This is a genomic window from Streptomyces sp. YS-3, from assembly GCF_045257485.1.
GTDB lineage: Bacteria > Actinomycetota > Actinomycetes > Streptomycetales > Streptomycetaceae > Streptomyces.
Genome location: NZ_JBJHPC010001087.1, coordinates 1 through 951 on the forward strand (window position 1 = coordinate 1; position 951 = coordinate 951).

Annotated in this window: 1 protein-coding gene; it reads right to left on the reverse strand. The window is 73.8% G+C overall.

The genetic code is table 11. The annotated features are described in order from the left end of the window. Positions 1-865, reverse strand: an 865-nt coding sequence (locus ACJA3G_RS37645) for a DMT family transporter (RefSeq protein ID WP_406557495.1), incomplete at its 3' end; no start/stop codon positions are given. Positions 866-951: the final 86 nt, after the last annotated feature.

Below are 951 nucleotides of genomic sequence, written 5' to 3' on the forward strand. Positions count from 1 at the left end.
CCTTGGGCCGGGTGCCCGACGGCATCGCCGGGTGCAGGCCGAGCAGGATGATCCCGGCGACGATGGCGGCGAGCCCGCACGCCTCCCAGGCGAGCGCCGCCGCGTCGGTACGGAGCTCGTCGCCCAGGAATCCGACGCCGCAGGCGATCCCGGCGAGCGGCTGGGCGGCGGTGAGGGCGGGCAGCGACATCCGCAGCGGGGCGGTCTCGAAGGCGCTCTGCACCAGGATCAGACCGCTCACACCGAGCACCAGGACACCGTAGGGCTGCCAGCCCATCAGCATGTGGGCGAAGCCGTCGGCCCGGAAACGTTCGCCGCTGACCCGGGTCAGGGCGTCCTGGAGGCCGTAGAGCGAGCCGGCCGCGACGGCCAGGAGGGTGGGGCCGGCGCTGAGGCGGGAGCGCTGGGCGAAGACGGTGAGCAGGAGCGCGATCCCGACGACGATCCCGACGATCAGCCAGTGCCGCAGGGGTCCGGCCACCGCGTCGCCGCCGACGGGCTGCCCCGCCACCATGAACGCGGTCACCCCGCCCGCGAGCAGGGTGAGGCCCGCCCAGCCCTGGCGGCCCAGGGTCTGCTTGGTCTGCCAGCGCGACAGGGCCATGGCGAAGAAGAGGTTGGTGGCGAGGAGCGGCTCCACCTGGGAGACCTCGCCCTGGCCCAGCGCGAGCGCGCCGAGCACCATGCCCGCGATCATCAGCCCCATCCCGGCGAGCCAGCGGGGCACCCGTACGAGGTCCAGCAGCAGCCGCGGCGAGAGGAAGTCGCTCAGCGGGGCCCGCTGGGCGGCATCCTGCTGGAGCACGAACCCGAAGCCCAGACAGCAGGCCGCGCCCACGGCGAGAGCGAGGACGAGAACCGACACGAGGGACACCTTCAAGTGCGGCCGGGGTAGGTGAACTTGCTCGACGATAGCGCTCCGGCCCCCCCGACGCCTCCCGGGACGCAGCC